The sequence below is a fragment of the Neobacillus sp. S1115 genome (genome assembly GCF_055385565.1).
In genome coordinates, this window is sequence record NZ_AP038275.1 from 1404984 (window position 1) to 1429861 (window position 24878).

At 43.7% G+C, this 24878-nt stretch carries 26 protein-coding genes and 1 riboswitch; of the genes, 17 read left to right on the forward strand and 9 right to left on the reverse strand.

The features are described from left to right. Positions 1-50 precede the first annotated feature (50 nt). The 7 genes from ACZ5B7_RS06820 to ACZ5B7_RS06850 all read left to right on the forward strand — a co-directional run bounded on the left by ACZ5B7_RS06820 (position 51) and on the right by ACZ5B7_RS06850 (position 7619). A complete protein-coding gene (locus tag ACZ5B7_RS06820) occupies positions 51-1268 on the forward strand; it encodes an argininosuccinate synthase (protein ID WP_423801291.1) in 1218 nt (405 codons plus the stop codon). Positions 1269-1347: 79 nt separating this feature from the next. After that, complete coding sequence (argH, locus tag ACZ5B7_RS06825) at positions 1348-2724, forward strand: argininosuccinate lyase (protein ID WP_464493210.1); 1377 nt, start codon at positions 1348-1350, stop codon at positions 2722-2724. 187 nt (positions 2725-2911) lie between these two features. Beyond that, positions 2912-3769 carry a carbon-nitrogen hydrolase family protein gene (locus ACZ5B7_RS06830; RefSeq protein ID WP_213146688.1) on the forward strand — a complete coding sequence of 286 codons (858 nt, stop codon included), beginning with the start codon at positions 2912-2914 and terminating at the stop codon, positions 3767-3769. Between the two features lie 18 nt (positions 3770-3787). After that, positions 3788-4450, forward strand: a complete 663-nt coding sequence (locus ACZ5B7_RS06835) for a GNAT family N-acetyltransferase (protein WP_464493211.1) — start codon at positions 3788-3790, stop codon at positions 4448-4450. Between the two features lie 22 nt (positions 4451-4472). After that, complete coding sequence (locus tag ACZ5B7_RS06840; RefSeq protein ID WP_464493212.1) at positions 4473-5144, forward strand: GNAT family N-acetyltransferase; 672 nt, start codon at positions 4473-4475, stop codon at positions 5142-5144. 76 nt (positions 5145-5220) lie between these two features. Beyond that, positions 5221-5332: riboswitch (SAM riboswitch) on the forward strand. 66 nt (positions 5333-5398) lie between these two features. Beyond that, a complete protein-coding gene (locus ACZ5B7_RS06845) occupies positions 5399-6634 on the forward strand; it encodes a homoserine dehydrogenase (protein ID WP_464493213.1) in 1236 nt (411 codons plus the stop codon). A gap of 490 nt (positions 6635-7124) precedes the next feature. After that, positions 7125-7619 carry a DoxX family protein gene (locus ACZ5B7_RS06850; RefSeq protein WP_213146778.1) on the forward strand — a complete coding sequence of 165 codons (495 nt, stop codon included), beginning with the start codon at positions 7125-7127 and terminating at the stop codon, positions 7617-7619. Positions 7620-7768: 149 nt separating this feature from the next. Here ACZ5B7_RS06850 and ACZ5B7_RS06855 read toward each other — a convergent pair whose 3' ends face one another. From ACZ5B7_RS06855 to ACZ5B7_RS06865, 3 genes are all read right to left on the reverse strand, one after another. Continuing rightward, entirely contained in the window at positions 7769-7951 is a 183-nt protein-coding gene (locus ACZ5B7_RS06855; protein ID WP_213118038.1) for a YfhD family protein, read from the reverse strand. 114 nt (positions 7952-8065) lie between these two features. Then, positions 8066-8194 carry a YfhE family protein gene (locus tag ACZ5B7_RS06860; protein WP_213118037.1) on the reverse strand — a complete coding sequence of 43 codons (129 nt, stop codon included), beginning with the start codon at positions 8192-8194 and terminating at the stop codon, positions 8066-8068. Between the two features lie 95 nt (positions 8195-8289). Next, positions 8290-9189, reverse strand: coding sequence for a TIGR01777 family oxidoreductase (locus ACZ5B7_RS06865; protein ID WP_464493214.1), 900 nt, complete (start codon positions 9187-9189; stop codon positions 8290-8292). 76 nt (positions 9190-9265) lie between these two features. Here ACZ5B7_RS06865 and recX point away from each other — a divergent pair, with 76 nt between their 5' ends. Both recX and ACZ5B7_RS06875 read left to right on the forward strand, forming a co-directional pair. Further along, positions 9266-10090: a recombination regulator RecX gene (gene recX / locus ACZ5B7_RS06870; RefSeq protein WP_464493215.1), complete on the forward strand. Its 825-nt coding sequence runs from the start codon at positions 9266-9268 to the stop codon at positions 10088-10090. Between the two features lie 290 nt (positions 10091-10380). Further along, on the forward strand, positions 10381-10506 hold the full coding sequence (locus ACZ5B7_RS06875) for a hypothetical protein (RefSeq protein WP_464493216.1): 126 nt from the start codon (positions 10381-10383) through the stop codon (positions 10504-10506). Positions 10507-10627: 121 nt separating this feature from the next. Here the strand turns inward: ACZ5B7_RS06875 and ACZ5B7_RS06880 are convergent, their stop codons facing one another. Further along, a complete protein-coding gene (locus ACZ5B7_RS06880) occupies positions 10628-11305 on the reverse strand; it encodes an SDR family NAD(P)-dependent oxidoreductase (RefSeq protein ID WP_464493217.1) in 678 nt (225 codons plus the stop codon). 86 nt (positions 11306-11391) lie between these two features. Between ACZ5B7_RS06880 and ACZ5B7_RS06885 the strand changes: the two genes are divergently transcribed. After that, a complete protein-coding gene (locus tag ACZ5B7_RS06885; protein WP_213146695.1) occupies positions 11392-11715 on the forward strand; it encodes a YfhH family protein in 324 nt (107 codons plus the stop codon). A gap of 48 nt (positions 11716-11763) precedes the next feature. Here the strand turns inward: ACZ5B7_RS06885 and ACZ5B7_RS06890 are convergent, their stop codons facing one another. Then, positions 11764-11940, reverse strand: coding sequence for a small, acid-soluble spore protein K (locus ACZ5B7_RS06890; protein WP_423801300.1), 177 nt, complete (start codon positions 11938-11940; stop codon positions 11764-11766). 129 nt (positions 11941-12069) lie between these two features. On the opposite strand from ACZ5B7_RS06890, the gene ACZ5B7_RS06895 reads away from it, so the two are divergent. Continuing rightward, positions 12070-12339: a YfhJ family protein gene (locus ACZ5B7_RS06895; protein WP_213146697.1), complete on the forward strand. Its 270-nt coding sequence runs from the start codon at positions 12070-12072 to the stop codon at positions 12337-12339. 39 nt (positions 12340-12378) lie between these two features. Here the strand turns inward: ACZ5B7_RS06895 and ACZ5B7_RS06900 are convergent, their stop codons facing one another. After that, positions 12379-13359: a metal-dependent hydrolase gene (locus ACZ5B7_RS06900; RefSeq protein ID WP_464493218.1), complete on the reverse strand. Its 981-nt coding sequence runs from the start codon at positions 13357-13359 to the stop codon at positions 12379-12381. Positions 13360-13483: 124 nt separating this feature from the next. Between ACZ5B7_RS06900 and mutY the strand changes: the two genes are divergently transcribed. After that, on the forward strand, positions 13484-14608 hold the full coding sequence (mutY, locus tag ACZ5B7_RS06905; protein ID WP_464493219.1) for an A/G-specific adenine glycosylase: 1125 nt from the start codon (positions 13484-13486) through the stop codon (positions 14606-14608). A gap of 49 nt (positions 14609-14657) precedes the next feature. On the opposite strand, the gene ACZ5B7_RS06910 is transcribed toward mutY, so the two are convergent. Continuing rightward, the gene (locus ACZ5B7_RS06910; RefSeq protein WP_464493220.1) at positions 14658-14882 is read right to left on the reverse strand and encodes a hypothetical protein; all 225 of its coding nucleotides are present in this window, start codon (positions 14880-14882) and stop codon (positions 14658-14660) included. 112 nt (positions 14883-14994) lie between these two features. On the opposite strand from ACZ5B7_RS06910, the gene fabL reads away from it, so the two are divergent. The 5 genes from fabL to ACZ5B7_RS06935 all read left to right on the forward strand — a co-directional run bounded on the left by fabL (position 14995) and on the right by ACZ5B7_RS06935 (position 19012). Next, entirely contained in the window at positions 14995-15744 is a 750-nt protein-coding gene (gene fabL / locus ACZ5B7_RS06915) for an enoyl-[acyl-carrier-protein] reductase FabL (RefSeq protein ID WP_464493221.1), read from the forward strand. A 72-nt stretch (positions 15745-15816) separates the two neighbouring features. Further along, a complete protein-coding gene (locus ACZ5B7_RS06920; RefSeq protein ID WP_464493222.1) occupies positions 15817-16032 on the forward strand; it encodes a gamma-type small acid-soluble spore protein in 216 nt (71 codons plus the stop codon). Positions 16033-16192: 160 nt separating this feature from the next. After that, complete coding sequence (locus tag ACZ5B7_RS06925; protein WP_213118025.1) at positions 16193-16450, forward strand: YgaB family protein; 258 nt, start codon at positions 16193-16195, stop codon at positions 16448-16450. 177 nt (positions 16451-16627) lie between these two features. After that, positions 16628-17158, forward strand: coding sequence for a nucleoside tri-diphosphate phosphatase (ntdP, locus tag ACZ5B7_RS06930; protein WP_213118024.1), 531 nt, complete (start codon positions 16628-16630; stop codon positions 17156-17158). Positions 17159-17242: 84 nt separating this feature from the next. Then, a complete protein-coding gene (locus ACZ5B7_RS06935) occupies positions 17243-19012 on the forward strand; it encodes an ABC transporter ATP-binding protein (protein WP_464493223.1) in 1770 nt (589 codons plus the stop codon). 31 nt (positions 19013-19043) lie between these two features. Here ACZ5B7_RS06935 and ACZ5B7_RS06940 read toward each other — a convergent pair whose 3' ends face one another. Beyond that, entirely contained in the window at positions 19044-20123 is a 1080-nt protein-coding gene (locus ACZ5B7_RS06940) for an FUSC family protein (protein ID WP_213146704.1), read from the reverse strand. A gap of 178 nt (positions 20124-20301) precedes the next feature. Next, on the reverse strand, positions 20302-24774 hold the full coding sequence (locus ACZ5B7_RS06945; RefSeq protein WP_464493224.1) for a glutamate synthase-related protein: 4473 nt from the start codon (positions 24772-24774) through the stop codon (positions 20302-20304). Positions 24775-24878 lie beyond the last annotated feature (104 nt).

A 24878-nucleotide genomic window follows, 5' to 3' on the forward strand; every position in this document is an offset into this window, starting at 1 on the left:
TAATACCGTTGAATGAATTTAAATACACGGTAATGTAAGGAGCGTTTAAAATGGCAAAGGAAAAAATCGTATTAGCCTATTCAGGCGGTTTAGATACATCAGTTTCGGTTAAATGGATCCAAGAAAAATATGGCTATGATGTCATCGCGCTAGGACTTGATGTCGGCGAAGGAAAAGACTTGGAAGCTATTAAAAATAAGGCATTAAATGTTGGCGCTATTAAAGCCATCATGGTAGATGCTAAAGAAATGCTAGCAAAAGATTATATTATCCCTGCATTAAAAGCTAACTGCTTATATGAAGGCAAGTATCCACTATCCTCTGCGCTATCAAGACCATTAATTTCAAAATTATTGGTTGATGTAGCGGAGCAGGAAGGAGCAGCAGCAGTTGCCCATGGTTGTACTGGTAAAGGAAACGACCAAGTCCGCTTTGAAGTTTCCGTGCAAGCCTTAAACCCAAGTTTAAAGGTGGTTGCACCAGTTCGTGAGTGGGGGATGACCCGTGACGAAGAAATCGCTTATGCACAGGAGCATGGGATTCCGATTCCAGTTGATTTAGACAATCCATTCTCGATTGATGCCAACATTTGGGGCCGTGCCTGCGAAGCAGGAGTTCTCGAGAATCCTTGGGCAGAAGCACCTGAAGCAGCATACGATTGGACTAACCCAATTGAATTAGCTCCAGATCAGGCTGAATACATTGAAATCGAATTTGAACAAGGTGTTCCTGTAGCCCTTAATGGTGAAACTTTACCGCTTGTTCAATTAATTGAAACGTTAAATGCCCTTGGCGGCAAGCATGGTGTCGGCCGTATCGACCACATTGAAAATAGATTAGTAGGGATTAAATCCCGTGAAGTATACGAAAACCCAGCAGCACTTATTTTAATTAATGCTCACAAAGAATTGGAGTTCTTGACATTACCACGTGAAGTAACTCAATTTAAAACACAGGTAGACCAGCAAATGGCGAAAATCATTTACGAAGGTCTTTGGTACTCACCATTGAAAGCGGCTCTTGATGCGTTTATTGACGAAACTCAAAAGGTTGTTTCCGGAACCATTCGCGTGAAGCTCCATAAGGGTAACCATATGGTTGTCGGCCGTAAATCCGTTCACAGCCTTTACAATGAAGAGCTTGCTACTTATACAAAAGGCGATGCATTTGATCATAATGCAGCAGTTGGCTTTATTAAGCTTTGGGGTCTGCCAACAAAGGTATATTCTGAGGTTAATAAAAAAGAAGAATCGGTTGTAAAGCAATAATTTGGGATTGAAAAATAAATTCGGAGTGCCCTCGAATCTGTTTCGGGGGCAATCTTCTTACATTTAGGAGGAGCAAGTGATGTCTAAGCTATGGGGCGGACGTTTTACGAAGGAAACTAACAAACTAGTAGAAGAGTTTACAGCTTCGATTTCCTTTGACCAAAAGCTGGCCAAGGAAGATATTGCAGGCAGCCTTGCCCATGTGCAGATGCTTGGTGAATGCGGCATCATTCCGGTTGAGGATGCAGAAAAAATTAAAAATGGCCTTCTATTGATTAAGGAAAAAGTAGACCGCGGCGAGGTCGAATTTTTAGTTGAAGATGAAGACATTCATATGAATATTGAAAGACAGCTAATCGAAGAGATTGGACCTGTTGGCGGCAAGCTCCACACAGGCCGCAGCAGGAACGACCAAGTGGCGACGGATATGCATCTTTATTTAAGAACAAAGACTACTGAACTGATCACGTTGGTGGAAGAGGTTCAGCAGGCGATTATCGGACAAGCGAAGGAGCATGTCGAAACGCTGATTCCGGGCTACACCCATTTGCAGCGCGCACAGCCTGTTTCATTCGCCCACCATTTAATGGCGTATTTTTGGATGTTTGAACGCGATAAGGAGAGACTGTTGGATTCGCTGAAACGCGTGAACTGGCTTCCGCTTGGTTCCGGTGCATTGGCAGGAACAACTTTCCCGATTAACCGTGGGGTTGTTGCTGAGCAATTGGGTTTTGAAACCATTTATCCTAATAGCATGGATGCCGTCAGCGACCGCGACTTTATCCTTGAATTCTTGTCGATTGGCTCGATTATCATGACACATATTTCTCGTCTTTCCGAGGAATTGGTTATTTGGTCAAGCCAGGAATTTCAGTTTGTTGAGCTCGATGATTCGTTCTGTACAGGATCAAGCATCATGCCGCAGAAAAAGAATCCTGACGTACCGGAGTTGCTGCGCGGAAAAACAGGCCGCACGTATGGCAATTTGATTGGCTTGCTGACTGTGTTGAAAGGACTGCCGCTCGCTTATAACAAGGACCTCCAGGAAGACAAGGAAGGAATGTTTGATACGGTGGCAACCCTAGAAGGCTCATTGAAGCTTTTGGCACCGATGATTGAAACAATGACCGTTCGCAAGGATGTCATGCGAAAAGCCATCAATAATGACTTCTCTAATGCTACTGACATTGCCGATTACCTCGTCCGCAAAGGATTGCCATTCCGCGAGGCTCATGAAGTGATTGGAAAAATTGTTCTTTACTCGATTCAATCCGGCAAATTCCTATTGGATTTAACACTGGACGAATATCAGCAGTTCAGTACGCTGTTTGAAGAGGATATTTACGTTGTTTTGGCGCCAGAGCATGTGGTGGCGGTCCGAAATAGCTTTGGCGGTACCTCACCAGAGCAGGTAAGAGAGCAAATTAAACTTGCTGAGGGAAAACTAGAGCAGTAAGCTGTTTAATAGGTAACTAAATTACCTTTTGGGAAAGAAATTAGTAGGATATCTACATTAAAGCCAGCGCCCCTGCTGGCTTTTTATCTACTTTCAATTTGGAATGCATTTCATTTGTATAAAGTGCTAGATTATAAGATAATTCAATATGGAATCTATCTTCCAATAACTTACCTGGAGGCGAAAAATGAAACTTAGAGTATCTGTTGTTCAGTACCATCTTCACACAATCAACTCATTTGCGGAATTTGCCGCTCAATGTGAGCATTATATAAAAACCGCCGAAGAATTCGGGGCTGAATTTGTCCTTTTTCCTGAATTCTTTACTACGCAACTACTTTCCATTGGAAATGGCCAGGGACAAAGCCTGACCATCAATGACCTGCCTAGCTTTACCAACCAATACCGTGAACTATTTATCAAATTTGCAAAAGAAACCAACATGCACATCATCGCGGGGACCCATGTCCTTGAAAAGGATGGCAAGCTTTACAATACTGCTCATTTATTTTACCCGGACGGCCGCGTCGGCGAGCAGGCTAAACTGCATATCACGCCAACCGAGGTTAACGAATGGAATATGGCAGCAGGGGACTCGTTTCAAATTTTTGAAACAGAAAAAGGAAAAATTGCTCTGTTAACCTGCTATGATATTGAATTCCCGGAAATCGTCCGGATGGCGAAGGCGAAGGGTGCAGACGTGATTTTCTGTCCATCCTGCACGGACGACCGCCACGGCTTCCACCGCGTTCGTTACACAAGCCATGCCCGAGCAATTGAAAATCAGGTATATGTAGTATTAACCGGAACGGTTGGTGCGCTGCCGACTGTTGATTTCATGCGGGCAAACTTTGGCCAGGCCGTCATCATCACTCCAAACGATATCCCGTTCCCGCCAAAAGGGCTTTTAGTAGAAGGGGAAATCAACAACGACATGGTCGTAACCGCCGACCTTGACCTGGAACTGCTATACGAAGTTCGCGAGCGCGGGTCTGTGACCACCTGGCGCGACCGCCGCACTGATTTATATACAGATTGGAATTAAAACGAGGGAGGCCTTTTCATGTATCGCAGTGAATTTTACGTTTATGATCAGGACCGGCCGCTGCCGGTTTGTGTACGTAATTACACAATGGAGGACTTTGACCAGCTCATCGAAATCCAGTCCGAATGCTTCCCGCCTCCTTTTCCATCCGAGCTTTGGTGGAATGAAGAACAATTAACGAATCATGTGACACTGTTTCCGGAAGGGGCATTATGCGTTGAAATTAATGGTGAATTGGCGGGCTCCCTGACCGGAGTTTGTGTTGATTTGGACCCGTCTAATCACAGCCATACATGGGAAGAAGTGACTGACCACGGCTATATCCGCAACCATAATCCGAACGGCAACACCCTCTACATTGTCGATATCAGCGTCCGCCCAAAGTACCGCAAGCTGGGACTCGGAAAATTAATGATGCATGCCATGTACCATGTGGTCATTGAAAAAAGGTATGACCGTCTGCTTGGCGGCGGGCGGATGCCGGGCTATCATAAAGTGGCTGAAAAAATGACGCCGGAAGAGTATCTGGACGCTGTCATTAAAGGCGAGCTAAAAGACCCTGTCATCAGCTTTCTCCTTCGCTGCGGACGTGTGCCAATCGGTGTCGCCAGAAACTATTTAGAGGACGAAGAATCCCTTAACAATGCGGCATTAATGGAATGGAAGAACCCATTTAAATAATTTATAAGGGGAATCAGAACCAATGGAATTTAAACGCATTACCAATATTGAAGACCCCAATTTTAAAAAGCTTCATGATTTAATGGGACAGATTTTTCCACCGGAAGAGGTCCTAGATTATGAATTGTGGAAAGAACCGTTAGAAGACCCAAGTATCCGCGTATTCGTTGCTGTCGATCAGGACCAGGTCGTCGGTGCGACTGAGTACCGCTATTATCCTGACTGGAATATTGCGATGACCGACTTCACGATTATCAGCAAACCTGGCCTCTCGCTTGGCCGATTTTTAGCTGAAAATCGTCTGAAGGACTTAAAACAGCTTGCTGCCCAAAACGGTAAGGAGCTGTTCGGAATGTTTGCCGAAATCTATGACCCATACCGTGTAGAGCACCACGAATTTGGCGGCGTGAAGGTCATGGACCCGTACGTGCGCCGTGAGGTTCTGTCACATTTAGGCTATCAGCGCCTTGACCTTGCCTACGTGCACCCATCCTGGGAAAACAACGGGGAAGCGGTGTCTGGCCTTGATCTATGCTTCATGCCGATTAAGGAAGAAATCGCCGAAATTCCAGCATCACTTGTCAAAGACTTTCTAACTACCTATTATTCTGTGCTTTCCAATAAACCACAGGAATGGCTGGACATGGTTGAGAAATTAGCAGCAAAAGAAACGGTCGCCCTTTTGCCACTTTAATATTGACAACTCTTGAAAATTCAGATAATATACTTTTTATATATCTTTGGAAATTTAATGAAAAATCAAATAAATACTCTTATCCAGAGCGGCGGAGGGACTAGGCCCGATGAAGCCCGGCAACCTTCAAGGTATTCCTTGAAAAGGTGCTAATTCCTGCAGGTTATTTGTAGCCTGATAGATAAGAGGAGGAATAGAGCCCTCTTCTTATGAAGAGGGTTTTTATTTTTCAAAAAAATAAAGGGGTGGCAGACATGTCTGTAATTAAAGTGGCAATTCTCGGGTTCGGTACGGTAGGTGAAGGGGTTTATCGGACCATTCAATCACATAGCAATGAGCTGGCGGCAGAATTAGGGAAGGAAGTAGAGGTTGCTGCCGTCCTTGTTAGAAATAAGCAAAAGCCGCGGGATATTAGCGGGAATGTTCTGCTGACAACGGACTTCGAAGAAATTCTGCAATTGCCGAAGCTTGATGTCGTGATTGAATGCATCGTGGATAAAGACCCAACTTTTTCCTACTTAAGAAAAGCAATCCAACGGGGCTGCCACATCATTACAGCGAATAAGGAGATGTTTGCCCACCACGGGAATGAGCTTATCGAGTTGGCAGAACAGCATCAGGTGTCGGTTGGTTTTGAGGCGACAGTGGCCGGGGGGATTCCAGTCATTCAAACGCTTGGTCAGCTTTTAAAAATTAATCGTGTCCAGCGGATCCTGGGAATCCTCAATGGAACGTCCAATTTCATCTTGACCGAGATGCGGGAAAAGCGGCAGTCATTTGCCGAAAGCTTGCTGCGGGCGCAGGAAAATGGCTATGCCGAGGCGGATCCGACCAATGACGTGGAAGGCTATGATGCTTTTTATAAAACGATGATCTTAAGCAGGCTGGCATTTGGAGAAGAGCCTGACTGGCGTGATGTTGAACGGGTAGGGATTACGTCTATTACGAGTGAATTGATTGAAGCAGCGCAAAACTTAGGGTTAAGGTTTAAACATATTGCGAGCATCTGGAAGTCAGGCACCCGCATCCAGGCATCGGTGAAGCCGGTTCTGGTCGGCTCTGAGCACCCTTTTTACCATGTTGAGGGAGTAGAGAATGCGGTAAATGTAAAATCTGATATCGTTGGCGAAATCACCCTTCAAGGACCGGGCGCAGGCATGTACCCAACGGCTAGTGCCGTAATCGAGGATTTGGTCCACGTATGTCAAAGCCACGTGACGAAATCTAATTATTTGAAAACCTCAGGGGAGGACATTGAGTTGAAAAGTGAACACCAGAGGGAGTACTGGCTGGTCCAGGGTCTGGTCCAAAAATATGGCAGTCCCGCGATTACCCTGGTGGATGAAATCTCTGAGGGAATCTTTGTCCTAAAGGGTTCCAAAAAGGACATCGAGCAGCTTGCGCAAAGGCAACCATCGGTTCAATATTTTTCGATCCTGGGTAAGGAAGAATTCCTCGTGAGGGGTATTGAGGAAGCGAAGGCATTATAGGGTTGGATTGAGGGGCATCTTTATGTGATGCTCCTTTTGTTATGAATGGACATTCATTTATCCAGTGTTTTTTCCACATCTAAAGTCCTGTATTTATAGGTAGTCAACAATGTTATGCACATTATCCACAATTTTGAAAGCGGTTATCCACTGTTAGTTATTAACAGAAAAGCTGATTGTGAAAATCAGATTTTATAAGGGGTTAGCTGGTGTTGTCCACATTATTAACATTGTCCACAAAAGAGGAGGGGGAACGTGCTGTATTGCGTTCACAATCTCTTCATATATCTAACATTAATATGTTAAGAAACTGTGAAAGCCGTTGTTTTTTCAATAGCAGGAGAGTATATTAAAAGTGTAAAGAAGATAGTGAAGCAATTCACAAGGACTTCCTTACAAGACACAGCTAGCTGATCAATCCCTTTCTTAAGGGAATAACTTAAAGTTAAAATTGTGAAATACTTCACAAAAAGCTATGGAGATGATTATGATGAGATGGTACAAAACTCCTTACGCAGCAGTTGTTTGGACAGTATTACGGGTTTGGCTTGGATTACAATGGATTGAAGCAGGTTATCATAAGTTAACTGGTGGTTTCGATGCTACAGGGTTCCTAAAAGGAGCAATGGCGGCAGCAACTGGCGAACACCCTGCGGTTCAAGCATGGTATGCAGATTTCTTACAGCAATTCGCTATGCCTAACGTGGGAATTTTTAATACATTAATACCTTGGGGAGAAATGTTAGTCGGTCTTGGTTTAATCGTTGGTTTAGCCACAATCCCAGCCTTGATTGCCGGTGCATTTATGAACTTGAACTTTATGCTGGCAGGTACGACAAGCACGAACCCAATTCTTTATACAGCTGCGATGATTCTGTTATTCGCAGGTGCAGGAGCTTACTACTTCGGTCTTGACCGATATGCAGTTCCTTTTATCAAAGGCTATTTCAAAAAAGCTCATGTAAATGAAGTAAAAACGCAATAAGGCAGCACCAATTAATAATCGTTAACTCCCCCTTTAAATACATTAAAGAAGCAGGAATCCTGCTTCTTCTTTTTTTAGCTAAAAGTATAAATTCAACTACGCCTCATGAACCGTCCTCTTGGACTCCCCAATCGGCGAGTTTTCATTTATTATTTGCGATTTCTGACGCGCTGGTTTGCCGCATTTGCGCGCGCCATTGCTTCTAAATCAGCTCCATCAGCCATTTCCTTGGAGAATTCTACGTCCTGTCCATCTGATTTCATATTTTTCGGTACTTGAGGAAGTGAGGCTTTGTTTTTGTCACGACTCTTATGTCCGTGTGAACGGCCCATTAAAAAAACCCCTTTCATTTTATCGCTAGTGGAGCAAAAGGCCTGCTCCCTTTACTAGCATTTGCAAATGGCAAGGGGTCCATTAATGGAAAAATTATATAAAGTTTTTAGTTGTTATCTTTTACGTTTCGTGTAGCCGCCAGCCCGGTCCGCCATTTTAAACTCATGGCCGTACGCGACCTCCTGCATACTTGTTAAATTAGTTCTTTCCCGATCCTTATTGCGCTTCTTATTTTCTGACATCATGCTCATTCCTTTCAACTATTTGAATTAGGTAAAAATGGTACATAATGTACACTTCACCATTTTTGCCTTATCGATGAGGAAAGATACTGTCTTTAGGAAAATATATTTTTCAGCGCAGGTTTTAAATCTGGATATTGGAAGGTGTAGCCGGATTCCAAAAGTTTATTTGGCAGTACTCTCTGCCCATCGACAACCAGTGTGCTCATTTCCCCTAAGAGGGTTTTTAGGGCGATACTAGGTACCGGAAGCCAGTTCGGCCGTTTGAGGACTTTACTTAGCACTTGGCCGAATTCATTCATGGTGACAGGATTTGGGGCTGTAAAGTTGACCGGACCTTGAATCGTCTCATTTTCGATGATAAAGAGTATGGCCTTCACAACGTCGTCAATATGAATCCAAGACATCCACTGCTTTCCTGTCCCGATGGGCCCGCCGATAAACGATTTATAAGGGAGTGCGATTTTTGGCAGGGCACCTTCTGCTCGATCAAGGACAATGCCAAATCTGCAGAAAACAGTTCGAATCCCGATTTCTGTTGCTTTTGCGGCTTCCTTTTCCCATTCCATGACTGTACGCGATAGGAAGTCATCGCAGCTGCCTTCATTTTCTTCTGAAAAAGTCTTATCGAATGAGGTTCCATAATACCCGACCGCACTGGCGTTGATAAATGCTTTTGGCTTTGGGTTTAATTCGTTCATGATTTTTAGAAGCTCATGGACGGCTTCGAGCCGGCTGTTCAAAATGGTTTGCTTTCTTTGCTCGGTCCAGCGGCAGCTGTTTATGGATTCGCCAGCTAGGTTGATGATGATATCTGTTCCTGCCAGGGACGAGGCAGGGTTTGAGTCTGCTTGCAGCCATTGGACATATTGAACGCTGGGGCTATCCTGATTTGAGTTTCGCGTTAAAACAATTACCTGGTGGCCGTTTTTGGTTAATTCATGTACAAGTGCTTTGCCAACAAAGCCTGTTCCGCCCGCAATCGCTATTTTCATTTTTCCGCCCTCCTTATTACCTTTATTTTATTATATTTTTTGACCAATATGGTAAATTAGAGTGGGGGTGACCGTGATGGCTATAATTACAAAAATCACCACACAGCAAAAAAATACAGACCGTTTTAATATTTTTATGGATTATGGCAAAGGTGAACAGTTTGCCTTTAGTGTTGACAGTGATGTTCTGATCAAATTTGGCTTAAAAAAAGGGATGGAAGTGGATGAATTTTCTCTTTTGGAAATTCAATATCAGGACGACATCCGAAAAGCCTACAATTTAGCAGTTCATTACCTGGCAAGGCGAATAAGGTCGGAGAAAGAAATACGAGACTATCTTGTTGAAAAAGAAATGGAAGAGCCAGTTGTAAATGAAGTGATTCATAAGCTGACAGCTCAGAAATACATAAATGACAGGGAATTTGCCTTCGCCTATGTGCGGACACAGGCAAATACCACGGATAAAGGCCCTGATGTGGTCAAGCAGGAACTGAAACAAAAGGGGATTATCGAGGTAATTTTGGTTGAGGCGCTAAAGGAATTTCCGCGGGAACAGCAAATCGAAAAGGCCGCAAAGCTTTGTGAGAAGTTTTTCAAAAAGGAGTCTAAGGATTCGCTGCGGATTCAAAAACAAAAGTTGGAACAAATGCTGCTTCGTAAAGGGTATTCGTTTGAGGTTATTCAGATTGCGCTTGAGGATGCGGGTACGATGAGAGCTGATGCTGCTGACGATGATGGCGGTGGTGGTGGCGAGCTTGAAGCAATCCGTTATCAAGGGGAAAAGGCCGTTCGGAAATACTCGCAATATAGCGGTTTTGAATTCGAGCAAAAAATGAAACAGGCACTTTATCGGAAAGGTTTTTCCATGGAGTTGATTGAAAAGTACTTGTCTGAGTTGTAAAAGACAATATGCTATCCCTTTGGAAGAAAAATGTCTATTAAGAGGCTTTTAAAAGACAAAACGGGTGCGGGTTTGAGTGGAAATGTCCAATAGAGAGCTTCTAAAGAACAAAACCGGAGCGGCTCTAAGTGGAAATGTCCAATAGAAAGCAGGTAAAGGACAAAACGGGTAGGGCTTGGAGAGGAAATGTCCAATAGGAGATCTCTAAAGGACAAAATACCCTAGTGGCCGCCTCAAAATGTCCTTCATTAAGCTGATGAGGGACAAAATACCAGGGGGTCCGGGTCAAAATGTCCTTCATCAAGCCCATGAAGGACAAAACACATCAGGAGCCGCCTCAAAATGTCCTTCATCAAGCCCATGAAGGACAAAATACATTAGGAGCTGCCACAAAATGGTCTTCATCAAGCCAATGAAGACCAGACTGCCTCAGATACCGTCTCAAAAAGTCCTTCATCGAACCAATGAAGGACAAATCGCACCGGGAGCCGCCTTCAAAATGTCCTTCATGGAGTCCATAGCACTAAATAATAACTGTCATCCTTTATTGCTCTCAATAACAATCGTATCCTGCTCCATCTGCTCGATAATGATCTCCGCCACTTCCCGGGCCGATCGCAAACGCGACGGGTCTTTCACATTGTCGCTGTCCGTCCAAAACGGTGTGTCCATGCCGCCCATATAGACAGCGTTTATTTTAATGCCTCGCCCTTCAATTTCCTTCTGCAGGCTTTCCGTAAACCCGCGCACCGCGAATTTGCTGGCGCAATAAACGGCTTCGTTTACTTTTCCGCGCAGGCCGGCAGTGGAGATTATATTCATAATCCGCCCCTCACCGCGCCTAACCAACTGAGGCAGAACCGCTTTCGTCATAAGAATAGTTCCCAACACATTGGTATCTAACATCTCCACAATCTGAGCATCATCCATTTCCACGAAAGGCCCAAAATGGCCGACCCCGGCATTATTCACTAGGCCGTACACATCATACCTGCCAGACAATTCTTTTACCTTAAAAAAAACATCCTCACGATTCCTAATATCCACGACCATAACATCGGCATTCCCGCCGCCATCCGCAAGTTCATTCCTCACAGTAGACAATTTTTCAGCAGTCCGGCCGGCCAGCACTACATGATACCCTTTTTGGGAGAAAAGCAGCGCTAATTGTTTTCCTAATCCGGACCCAGCCCCGGTAATAATAATTGTTTTCATATCGTCATATCCTTCCGTAGTTTTGCCTTTATTAATTTTACAAAAATCACTATACTAAAATAAAGAGGAACGGGGAGGAATTATCGATGCAGCAGGAGAAACGGTATAGTGACATGACCGAGCAGGAATTAAGACAGGAAATATCCAAGCTTCAAGAGAAAGCCCGCAAAGCGGAACAAATGGGAATGGTCAGTGAATTTGCCGTGTTGGAAAGAAAGGTGCTTATGGCAAAGGCGTACATAATGGACCCTAGTACCTTTAAGCCTGGTGAAATTTACGAAATTGAGGGTGCACCTGGAGAGTATTTCAAAATTGATTATATGAACGGCGTTTTTGCCTGGGGCTATCGTACGAAAGGGGACGGAACCCAAGAGGCACTGCCGATTTCTTTATTAAAATGGCTGAAATAATATAAAAACGAACCAGAGAACCCAAGGTCTCTGGCTTGTTTTTAAAACTTACTGCCAAACTTGAGGCGATTCATCATCACGCTCGCCAGAGGCTCTCATGCGCTCCTGCGGATGCGTGTTAATGGTGCCGTCTGCTCTTTTAGAAGCATATTCGGCTTTCGCCCGTGGCTCTCCTTCGAGCTTGTTGTTATTTTGATTTGGAAAGCTGCGCTGTTTATTTCTCATGCTGTACCTCCAGTTAAAGGGAATGAGAAAACATGAAAAGCATAGGACAGCCTGATGCTGACCACGCACTATTATTATTTACTTAATTCTTTTGCTTATGTGATAAGAAATTGCCAATGGGGTGGATAGATGAACGACTATCATGAAAAACTGACCAAGCTATTATTAAACAAAAATGACCATCTTTCTTATAACGAAGCCCGGACATGGGTAGAGCTTTTATGGGACGATTTTGAAACGACATTCGCGAGGGCCGGCCAAGAGTATATGGGCAGCGAAATGACAGAGAGAGTTGTCAAACAGTGGATTGAAAATTATGGAGACAAACTGCATGATTTCACGACAACCAATCCTAAATATGAAATATATTTAGCTCATGCAAAAAATATATTGCATTAAAAAAAGCGGGTGATTAAAATATCCCCCGCTTTTTCTATGTTATCCTGGAATAATCCCCAATTTTTTTCGCAGTTTTTTCTCGCTGAAAACCCAGCCGGTGTAGGAGCTGATTGGCTTTAAATCGCAGTCAAGCTGGACAACAGCGACGAACGGATAATGGCCGTTACTCCGGTAGCGGAGGTCAATGAAGCGGACCTCGTAATAGTTGTTATATTCGTCTACCTCCCAGCGATAAACTGGAGAGAAGGAAAGGAACGCTGATATGTTATGATCCTTTTTGGCTGCTTCAATGACAGGTGTCTTTGGCACAGGAATCCGTCTAAAACGGTCGAGAATTTCGACCTTCCCGTCAATCGACCTTGCCACAAAAAAGATATTTTCATTCATGGCCGCAATCCGCCATTGATGGAACTTCATCGTTGGCGCAATTATGATCTCGGTCGCATCAGGAATTAAAGCCCTAACTTCGACAAGAACACGTTTTTTAGCCTGGTACCTTCTGAGATAGTAACCGATAATAATTACATACATGATTAAAAAAGTATATCCAGGAGGTGCTCCGAGTACCCAAGCGATGATCCCAATAATATGCATGGTAAAAATAAACGGATCGAACGTATTAATGACACCAAGTGCAACCCATTTAGCCGAAAAAGGCCTTAGTGCCTGTGTTCCATAGGCGTTAAAAATATCAACAAAGACATGGATAAAAACCGCAGCAAACGTCCACGCCCAGAGGTGCAGCAGGTTGGCATTCGGGAAAAAGAAATAAATCACCCCAGTAATGAGAAGCGGCCATAACAGGACGGCAGGAACCGAGTGGGTAATTCCCCGATGATTTCGTATATAAATGGCGTTATTTCTAAGCTTTAAAACCGTATCAATATCCGGTATTTGTGAACCGGCAATCGTTCCAATTAAAACACTGGCAGCAGTGGCATGGCTGGCGGATACGGCCGGGTCAAGCGTGGCCAGCCCCCCGAGCGCAATGCCCATTACAACATGAGTTCCAGTATCCAAAGGTAAAAAATCCCCCTTCAAATTATCTTGTCAAAATGCCCAATATGGCATATCGTTAAAAAAGAATTGTTAATATTATATTCCCCCTTTTTAGAGTTGTTTACAAGCAAGAAGGAGTAAGTTTATGAAGATTGAGCTAAAAAATATCGAAAAAATCAATATAAATGATTTTCAACATGATTTAATTACCTGGTTTAAGGAAGAGCAGCGTGACTTGCCTTGGCGGAAGGACCGTGACCCTTATAAGGTTTGGGTTTCCGAAATCATGCTGCAGCAGACACGAGTGGATACGGTAATCCCGTACTTTAATCGTTTTATCGATTGGTTTCCGACCATAGATGACTTGGCGGAAGCTGATGAGGACAAGGTCCTTAAGGCTTGGGAGGGACTCGGCTATTATTCGCGGGTCCGAAATTTGCAATCCGCCGTTCGAGAAGTGAAAGAAAAATATAATGGCGAAGTGCCGAACACCCCTGAAGAAATATCTACGCTTAAAGGGGTTGGCCCGTATACGGCAGGCGCCATCTTAAGTATTGCCTACGGAATTCCGGAACCTGCCGTAGATGGCAATGTGATGAGGGTGTTTTCGAGGATTTTAAATATATGGGAGGATATCGCGAAACCATCTTCACGGAAAGTTTTTGAACACGCTGTCCGGGAATTGATTTCGCATGAGGATCCTTCAGCCTTTAATCAAGCTTTAATGGAGCTTGGGGCGCTAGTTTGTACGCCGACTTCGCCATCCTGTCTGCTTTGTCCAGTCCGCGAACACTGCCAAGCGTTTGAGGAAGGGGTGCAAGCGGAACTGCCAATCAAAACGAAAAAGAATAAAACCCGCGATGTGCAGCTTGCAGCCGTACTGCTTACAGATGAAGAAGGAAGAATCCTAATTCATAAACGGCCATCGGATGGATTGCTTGCTAATTTATGGGAATTCCCGAACGTCGAAATTCAGCACCCGTTACACCATGAGCGTGAAAAAATTTCCGATCTTTTTGAGCAAGAACTTAAAATCCATTTAAAGTTAGAAAAAATCATCGGGCAACTCGAGCATGTTTTTTCTCATCTTGTCTGGAATATCAAAATTTATAACGGAGAATTACAATCCAACATACCGGAAGGAAGCGATTGGAAACTCGTCACCATAGATGAAATAAAGGACTACGCCTTCCCAGTCCCTTATCAAAAAATGTTCAAAATCTATCTCGAATATTCAAATAGGCCTGGCCCCAATGCTGCTAAAGCTTAACACAGTCATGCAGCTCTGGGGCTAGGCCCTTTTTTTGAGCATAAATCAGTTAATCGTATGTGGGCTTGGTGCCGTTTGTGTAATTTGCTTCAGTTCTGTCGAAGCCACCTCGGTTTTCAATTTCTTCAATAATCTGTCTGTGAATAGATTGTCCCTCACTGTTCAAATAGGGAGTAATCTGCTGCAAGGCATGATGAAAAAAGGCAAGTTCGCTATCCTTCCAATCATTTTTTGCCATCATCGAGAGTTCGGTCATATCTCGTCCTACATACATTTGACTACATCCTTTCAAAAGGGTTTCTTGCCTTAGTTTTGTATATTAATTGTCATCTATTCATGGAAAAGCTAAAATGAAACCAATTGAATAAAAGATAGGAGACAGAAAGATGACACAAAAAGTAGCATTAGTAACTGGCAGCAGCCGTGGAATTGGCAGAGTAGCCGCCATCCGGTTAGCGGAGGCAGGATATGATATTGTAATCAATTATGCGCGCAGCAAAAAGGGCGCCTTAGAAACTGCGGAGCAGGTGGAAGCATTAGGCAGGAAAGCGTTCATTATCAAAGCCAATGTCGGCGATGTCAGTAAAATAAAAGAAATGTTCAAGCAAATTGACGAGGAATTTGGCCGCTTAGATATATTTGTAAACAACGCCGCATCCGGTGTTCAGCGGCCAGCGATGGAGCTGGAGGAATCACATTGGGATTGGACACTAAACATCAACAGTAAAGCCCTGTTATTTTGCGCGCAGGAAGCGGCAAAACTGATGGAAAGAAACGGTGGCGGAAAAATTGTCAGCATCAGCTCATTAGGATCAATTCGCTATTTGGAAAATTACACAGCCGTTGGGGTATCAAAAGCGGCGCTAGAAGCACTCACTAGATATTTAGCAGTGGAACTGGCGCCGAAAAATATTATTGTGAATGCCGTTTCGGGAGGGGCTGTTGATACGGATGCCCTTAAATCATTTCCAAATCGCGAAGAACTCCTAGAAGAGGCAAGACAAAAAACGCCTGCAGGAAAAATGGTCGAAGTGGATGATATGGTAAATTGCATTATGTTCCTGCTTTCAAACGACTCCAACATGATTCGCGGACAGACAATTATCGTTGATGGAGGCATTTCGCTTCTGGTTTAAATTTATTTTTCAAAAATTTAAGGATAATCTCCACGAGGCTGGGTAAATTAAAAATCGTGGAGGTGATAACAAATGGCTAACTTCAATCAACAACCAAACAAAACTTCTGCTGGAACTAACATCCAGGAAGTAAGACAACAAAACGCTCAGTCTGCTGGTGCAGGTGCAGCTGGCCAATTCGGAACAGAATTTGGTTCTGAAACAAATGCACAGGAAGTAAGACAGCAAAACCAACAATCAGAAGCTCGTAAAAACCAAGGTACATCTGGTCAATTTGGCCAAAGCTAATAAAAATACTTACGTGAAGGCACTCTCATTCGGCAGAGTGCCTTCTTTTTTGGTGCGGAAATTCGACAAAACCTCCCTTTTCTTTACATAAGTAGTCAAAGGAAAAAATATCTGCCACAAAGAATTATTAGTAAGGACAATTATTAAGGCGGTGAGGGAAATGGATCATTTTAATCGATTAGTTTCCGAGCAAATGGCAACAATGGAAAAGTTGCTTTTTCTTCAAGCAGAACTTGAGCGTTGCCAGCAGATTGAAGCGGAATTACAGGCATTGCAAAATGAAACTGATTTAGAAAGTATCCAAGCCGATATTCAACAAATGAAAAAGGAATTAAAAGAAATTCAGGCGATGTTTGAAAAACAGACTGAAGAAGTGATCAATTCCTACCGGGAAATGAATTTAACACAAACCATTTAGAGGAAAAAATAATCCGCAAAATTTACAAAGAACCATAGAAATATGGTTCTTTTGTTTTAAATTCTGGCTTCAACCGTTATAATAATAGAAAAAGGAATTTACTTTGTTGCCTTTTGTCGGTTTATTTGAATAGCAGGTCAGGTTAGCAAAGGTTCGGAAATGAAGGTAGGGGAGAAAATGGGCGTACCCATCGAAGGTGAACCAGTACAAATACATAGCTATAAACACAATGGGCACATCCATCGCGTCTGGGAAGAAACAACGATTTTAAAAGGGTCGCAGAATTTAGTGATTGGCGCAAATGATCGGACACTTGTCACGGAGTCGGATGGCAGAACGTGGATTACACGAGAACCGGCCATTTGTTATTTTCATTCCCAATATTGGTTTAATGTGATTGGCATGATTCGGGAAGACGGGATTTATTATTATTGCAATATAAGCTCACCCTTCATCTTTGATGGAGAGGCGTTAAAATATATTGATTATGATCTTGATATTAAGGTGTATCCTGACATGACTTTTAATCTTCTTGACGAGGATGAATACGAACGTCACCGCCGGGAAATGAATTATCCGGATGTCATTGACCAAATTTTAAAACGGAATGTAGATAAGCTGATTCAATGGATTAGGCAGCGAAGCGGCCCATTCGCACCAGATTTTATTGATATTTGGTATGAACGTTATTTAACATACAGACGTTAATTGGTGTGTAGGAAACAAACGCCTGTTGATGAGCATCAACAGGTTTTTATATGTCTTCATTTTAACACGAAGGGGGAAACTGGTTTGGAGAGCATCCGCAGATACCTTCAATTTGTCAAACCATACCGCTGGCAAATCATCGCCACGATTTTCATCGGTATTATTAAATTTTCCATTCCTCTCATCATTCCCATTTTAATTCAGTATGTGATCGATGATATCATTGGCAATCATGCATTATCCACCGATGGAAAAATTCATAAATTAATGCTCATCATGGGCGTCATGCTGCTCGTTTTTGTGATCCTGAGGCCGCCGATTGAGTATTATCGCCAGTATTATGCGCAATGGACATCAAATAAGGTCTTATATGATATCCGCAATAAAATGTATAAACATATTCAAAAATTAAGCTTTAAATATTATGCCAATACCCGGGCAGGAGAAATCATTTCGCGGGTCATCAACGATGTTGAACAGACAAAAACATTTGTTGTGACCGGATTGATGAACCTCTGGCTTGATATCGCCACCATCGTTATTGCCATTATTCTCATGTTTTCCATGAATGTAAAGCTGACGCTTGTGTCTATTTTGTTGTTCCCGCTTTATGCGTTTTCGATTAGGTACTTTTTTGGGAATCTGCGCAATCTCACGAGAAGACGGTCACAAGCCCTTGCTGAGGTGCAGAGCTATCTCCACGAGCGGGTGCAGGGTATGCCGGTAATTAAGAGCTTTGCGATTGAGGAATATGAACAAACCCAATTTGATAAGCAGAATAAGAACTTTTTGGAAAAAGCACTCCAACACACGAGCTGGAATGCGAAATCATTTTCGGCAGTCAACACGATTACCGATATTGCTCCGTTAATTGTGATTGGCTACTCCGCTTATTTGGTGATTCACCATCAGCTTTCCCTAGGGACAATGGTGGCGTTTTTCGCCTATATTGATAAGCTGTACAATCCGTTAAGAAGATTGGTGAACTCGTCCACGACGATTACTCAGTCGTTTGCATCAATGGACCGGGTTTTTGAATTTTTGGATGAAAAATATGATGTGCTGGATGCCCCGGATGCGGTGGAATGCGGGCAGGTAACGGGGAATATTAACTTTGAAAATGTTTCCTTCGCTTATAACGAAAACGAAGCGTCGGTATTAAAAAATATAAACCTTCAAGTGAAAAAAGGAGAAACGATCGCGCTTGTCGGGATGAGCGGCGGGGGGAAATCCACGCTGGTAAGTTTGATTCCGCGCTTTTACGATGTCACCAACGGCCGGATTACGCTTGATGGGGTAGATATCCGCCAATTTAGGGTTCAATCGTTACGGGATAAAATCGGTGTCGTGTTCCAAGACAATATTTTATTCAGTGAGTCGGTTAAGGATAATATTTTACTGGGTAAGCCAGAATCTACCGAAGAAGAAGTGTTTGCGGCGGCAAAAGCGGCCAATGCCCACGAGTTTATCCAACATCTGGCGGAAGGCTATGATACGAAGGTGGGGGAAAGAGGCGTCAAGCTGTCCGGCGGCCAGAAGCAGCGGGTCGCCATCGCCCGTGTCTTTTTGAAAAATCCGCCCATCTTAATTCTTGACGAGGCAACCTCAGCACTCGATTTGGAAAGTGAACACTACATTCAAGAGGCGCTGGAGGAACTGGCGAAGGACCGGACGACCTTTATTGTTGCGCACCGATTATCGACCATCACTCACGCAGACAGAATTATTCTAATTGAACATGGCCAGATTGTGGAATCAGGTACGCACGATGAGTTAATGGCTAAGCAGGGGAACTATTATAAACTATTTCAAGTCCAGCAGCTGGACAATAAAAATGAACAAACATCCATTTAAAAAAAACCGAAGCGTCATGGCTTCGGTTTTTCTATTGGTTGCTTTCTTCTTCAATGGATATTTCGTTGTGGTGGAAAGAATGAAAGCTGGTAATTAACACATCAAGATGCTCCACCTGCTCGCTGTAATCAATAATCGAGGCGACAATTTGCATGGTATGGTAGAGATGCTGATTATCATCATCAGCTGCAAACTCTTTTTGATGGACTAGAAATAAGTCAAAGAGCAGCTTTTTATCTGTGCTGACCTTTTCTACGGGTGAAGCTGTTGTAATAGGAATTTTCCCAATGAACTGCAGCATAATCTGTTCATGCTGGTAAATGAGGCTGTCAAGCTGCTCCTGGATGGCTTCCTTAAATGGTTCTGGCAGCAGCAATAGTTCATTTTCAAAGCGATGAATTCTTTTTAAGGTATCAAGACCTTTTCTAGCGGCTATGGTCATTTGCCGGTAAACCACGAGTTTTCTTGATTTTTCTAAGAGGTTCTTTTTAAAATAGCTTCGTTCTTCTTTATACATCGTATAAAATTGTTCAATGCTTTTGATGTTTTCCTTCAGCTTGCCAATATCCGTTTTCAGCAATTGATGGTCGTAATCGTGGCGTATGCTCAAGCGGATCCATCTGATGATTTCCTCGGTTGTGCTGCCAATTTTTAAATAAAGCTTATTTTCATATTTGGGCGGCATAAACACCAGGTTGACGATAAAGGCCGAAAATACCCCAATCATGATCGTGGAGAAGCGGATTGCGGCAAAGGTGATAAAATCACTTCCCGGTGCCTCCATAATCGAAATAAGCGTAACGAGCGATAACCCAATCGTATTTTCCAATTTAAATTTAAGGTTAAGCGTGATGACAATAATCGCTGCCAGTCCAATGACGATCGTATGATTTCCTAACAGAAGAACAAAGACGACCGCAAGGATGGCGCCAATGATGTTCCCTTGAACTTGTTCAATAATCGTTAAATAAGAGCGGTAAATGGTCGGTTGGATGGCAAAAATCGCGGCAATGGCTGCAAAGACGGGAGAGGGTGAATGCAGCAAATAGGCCAAGTATAGAGACAAGACAATCGCAATTCCCGTTTTTAAAATGCGGGCACCTAACTTCATTTGATAATAGATTCCTTTCAATGATACATAATTTCTTAATAGTTTGCTCGAGAGCTAAACAATTAAGTACTATACAGGGATTAAACTATTTAATCAAGAGAAATTATATGACATTATTTTTAAAAGTTGCTTAAAAAAAGCATCCGCAATAGTACGCGAATGCTTTTTTGAAAATTTATTATTCTGTAGATACGGATGGATCAGCCTGCTCTTTAACAGGAGTAATTTGCACGAAGTGCTCTTCTGGGCTTGCCAGCAAGCTTTGAAGCTGTTCGGCTTCTTCCGTTTGGCCGTTCTCGGCTAACAGGGCTGTATATTTGCCTAAGAGCTCATTAATATCCTGTTTGCCTTTTTCGGTTAAATTGACGACAGATACTTTGGCGCCTTTGGCAACGCGTCTCTGTACAGCTTCCTTGGTTAATCCGAGTTCAGGCTGCTGGCGGACATAGATGACACCGCCGGTCATACCTGCGCAAATCCATGGACCTGGGTCCCCAAGAACAAGACCGCGTCCGTTTGTCATATATTCAAACGCAAATCCTTTGATATTAGCGTTGGAACCGATATTGCCGTTTTCTTTTTCAGGCAACGGCTTTTTCAGCTGTCCGCCGATTATAAGATCGGCACCAGAGAGGCGGATTCCGGCACGGGCATCAGCATTGCCCTGGGCAACAAGGAGACCCTTTTGGGCACCGTAGCCGAAGCCTTTACCAACAGAACCGTTGACGTATTGGCCGTTTTTGCCTTTTGATTTCAGAACATGAATGTTACCGCCAAAGGAGGTCTTACCAACGCCGTCCTGACCGCCGCCGTTAACGGTGATTTCAATTCCTTCACTGTTGTATGCGCCTAGTCCGTTACCAGGGATGGAGCCTTCTTTGTACTTAAGCTGGACAGGCGGAAGCTGCTTGTAAGAGCCATCCAATCTGCCGCGGACACGGTGGCAGGAAACTCGGCTTCCCAATACCCGCTGTTCAGATGTGATGCTGACGAATTCTCTTGAAGAGTGAAGCTGATCCACACTTGCATCAAGATACTCAGCGCCAGCTGCCACTTGCATTTGCGCTTCGGAAACAGACTTAGAAGCTTCAATTTTAGCAAACTGGCTGATTTCTAATGGCTTTAATAGGTAAGAAAGGTTCAACTGATTTTGGCCTTTCACTTGCTCTAATAGTTCGGAATGACCGACGGCATCTTGCAGATTGCGGATTCCAAGGCTTGCTGCAAGTGCTTTTAATTCAGTACCAAATGCAGTGAATAGATTCATAATTCCTTGTACAGCTAAATCAAATTGACGCGGAACGAAGCGGCGAAGACCGTGGTCTTTTGCCTGTGCTTCCGTTTCAATTTGAGTGGCAATACCAACGTGGCAGGTATCTAAATGACAGCCGCGGCAGGTCGTACAACCAATCGACAGCATTGCTAATGTACCAAAGCCAACACGGTTGGCACCAAGAAGCATGATTTTCATAACGTCCATTACACTCTTCATACCGCCGTCAGCCCATAATTCCACCTTGTGGCGCAGGCCGCTTTCAAGTAATGCATTGTGAGCAGCTTTTACGCCGATTTCAACAGGGAGGCCGACGTGCTGCAGGGCGTGGATTCTGGCTGCCCCTGTACCCCCATCAAATCCGCTCAGAGTAATAATATCTGCTCCAGCTTTAGCGATACCGACTGCAATTGTTCCGATGTTTGGAACGACCGGCACCTTAACGGCAATCTTTGCCTGGTCATTTGCTGTTTTTAGCTCCTGAATCATTTGTGCCAAGTCTTCAATCGAATAAATATCATGGTTATTGGACGGTGAAATTAAGTCAGAACCAAGTGTAGCATTACGTGCTGCCGCAACCTTGGCCGTCACCTTAGAACCAGGCAAGTGTCCGCCTTCACCAGGCTTTGCACCTTGACCGATTTTGATTTCTAATAGATTAGAAGAGTTTAAAAGTTCGGCGTTAACCCCAAATCGTCCGGAAGCAATCTGCTGGCCTCGTGTTCTTGGGTATTTGCCAAGCATATCCTTGATCTCGCCGCCTTCACCGTTCAAGCTCACCATGTTCAAGCGGTCAGCCCCTTCAGCATAAGCTCTGAAGGCAATTTCGTTTTGCGAACCGAAGGACATAGAGGAAATCAAAAACGGCAGATCATGATCACCGACACGAAGATCAACATCGTTAGGCGATACCTGATTTAGGCCTTGCTTTAATTGAACTAAATGGCGGATTGTAACCGGATTTGCTGCTTCCTGCTCGGAGATTTTATCGCGATATGCGCTGTAATCACCAGTGGAGGCCACTTCGCCAATCGCTTTCCAAATCCGTGGGAAGAGGCTGAACGTTTTTCCGACTCTTTCCTTATCATTCTGATAATCTTCTGCTCTTTTTAAAGCATCCTGTTTCAGTGCTTCAAAATTATTTTCAATTTCATCGGAGCCGAAGAAGTTCACAATGTTTAATACATTGGCAATCGACTCGTGCAGACCGATACTGGAGAACAGGCGTCCATAGCCGCGCAGTTCATGGATACCAATCGTTGAAATGACTTTTTCTATCCCTTTGGTTAATGCACTGTAAAGGTTCGTTAACGGCGTTGTTGATTCATTCTGAACCGTTAAGAACATGTAGTATGGGCTGATTAAATCTGCACCTAAGCCAAAAACAGTAATAATGTCATGAAGCGAACGAATCGCAGCAGAGCGAAGCAATAATGAACAATCTCTTCTTAATTCTGCTTTCACTAAAGCTTGATCAATCGCCGATGTGACGAGATGCGGGTCAAGCCAATAAGAATTCTCTTGATGGGCTTTTGCATCGTCAAGGACAAGCAGCGACTTACCGGCCTGAACAGCCTGAACAGCTTCGTTTGCAAGTCTTTCAATGGCAGCATCAACCGTTTCATCCGTTTGGAAGGTAGTTGAAATATAAGCGATCAGCTTTTGCTCTTGGAAATGCTGGACAAGCTGATCAAAAGTCGGCTGTCCTAAGCTTTCTGCACATGCGAAGCCAGCTTTTCCTTCTAAGAGCAGCGGTGTTGTCAATTCAATGACTGATTCTGCTTTTTCGGCAGCTGCAAATAATGTTGGGCGCTTGCCAATAATGACACGGGTGGAGAAATGCTCTGTTTCCCGGTCGCGGTCAATCGCTGGGTTTGTGACAACTGCTACGCTTTCTTTAATATAATCGGCAATGTTGACACGCTCTGGATTTAAGGCTGCAAGCGGTGAGTCGTGGCCAAGTGAACGAATCGGCTCGGCCCCTTTTTCGGCCATTTGCTCGATTAATTGAATATGCTCGCGTTCCCAGCCAAATGATTTGTATTGCCCGTTATGAATTTTATCTGGATAATTCATGGTTACGGTTTTGCCAAGTGCCGGCGGCTGCAGACGCAGTCTTGCTCCTTGGAGGTTAACCCGTTTTGAAAAACGGTTATAAACGACATTTTGGTATTGGCTTTGTTCAAAAACTTCAAGCTGGTTTCCGTTCCACTTAAAGCCAACCTTTTCACCAGGTGCTAATGGCTTCGGATCGTTCACGTATTCGTTTGAAGGAATGATTCCTGGTTCAGACGAGAATAGGTAGGAAGTTTCCGTTTCAAGCATCCACAGCGGGCGGAGTCCAAGTGCATCGACACTGAACACGGCCTCATCGCCATATCTTGAAATAATGCCGGCAGGCCCTTGGGCAAAATGTCCCCAAGCTTCACGCATATAAGTATATAAATCTTGTAAATGCTCTGGATAAGCTTTGATTTCATTAATAATCGGCGGGAATAATAAATCCATTACTTCAAATAAGGAGTAGCCATCACGACAGATTAATGTTTCCATCGTTCTGCTTAAATCCTGGGAATCACTTCCGTCTTTTACAAGTGGTACACCAATCATTCTTGCCTCATCACGAAGCTTGGAAATGGTATTGATTTCACCATTGTGACCAAGCACGCTGAAAGGCTGTACCCGGAAAAAGCTGGAGAGAGTGTTTGTAGAATAACGGTTGTGGCCAAGTGTCATGGTGGAAGCCACAAGTGGGTTTGCTAAGTCTTGGTAATAGCGCGGCAGAATGTCACCTGCGCCCATTACTTTGTAAACAACATGGTTTTGGCTGAAAGACGCTACGTGAACAAGTTCATTTTTTTCAAAATCAACCAATGCTTCGAACAGGACCTTGTTTAATTCCTGGCCGTTCTTGTTTGATAGGATGGCAAATTGCCAGAAAATCGGGTTTTCCTGAATGGCAATTGGACCTAATGCTGATGGATTGGTGACCTCAGTTGTTTCAAAGATTAGCTTCAATTCATATTTTACTAGTTTGTCTGCTAATTCTTGCTTAACCTCAGCCCAATTTGCTTTCCTGCTGATAAAAACATGACCTACAGCAAAGCCCTCTTTTTCCGTGAGTGCCGGGTCCAGGTCTGCCTGAAGCAGCTTTTCCTTCCAAAGGTCCCTTGGGATATCCGTATGGATTCCAACGCCATCTCCCTCACCGTTAATAAAGCCTGCGCGGTGGTTCATGGTCACTAGAGCGTCTATACAAGCAAAAATGTTGTTCCTTGTTGGGGTCTGTGCTTTTTCAAGGCAAGCGACTATTCCACAAGCATCGTGTTCATGTTTATGAAAATCTTTAAATTGAGATGGCGTCCATCTTTGTGTCATTTTGTCGGGCTTCTTCAGAATTCCTAAAGGAAGCCGCTTCACCTCCTGATAATTGATAACTTGAAAAATTGCAGGAAAAAAGTTAAGAGAAAAAAGGAAAAATA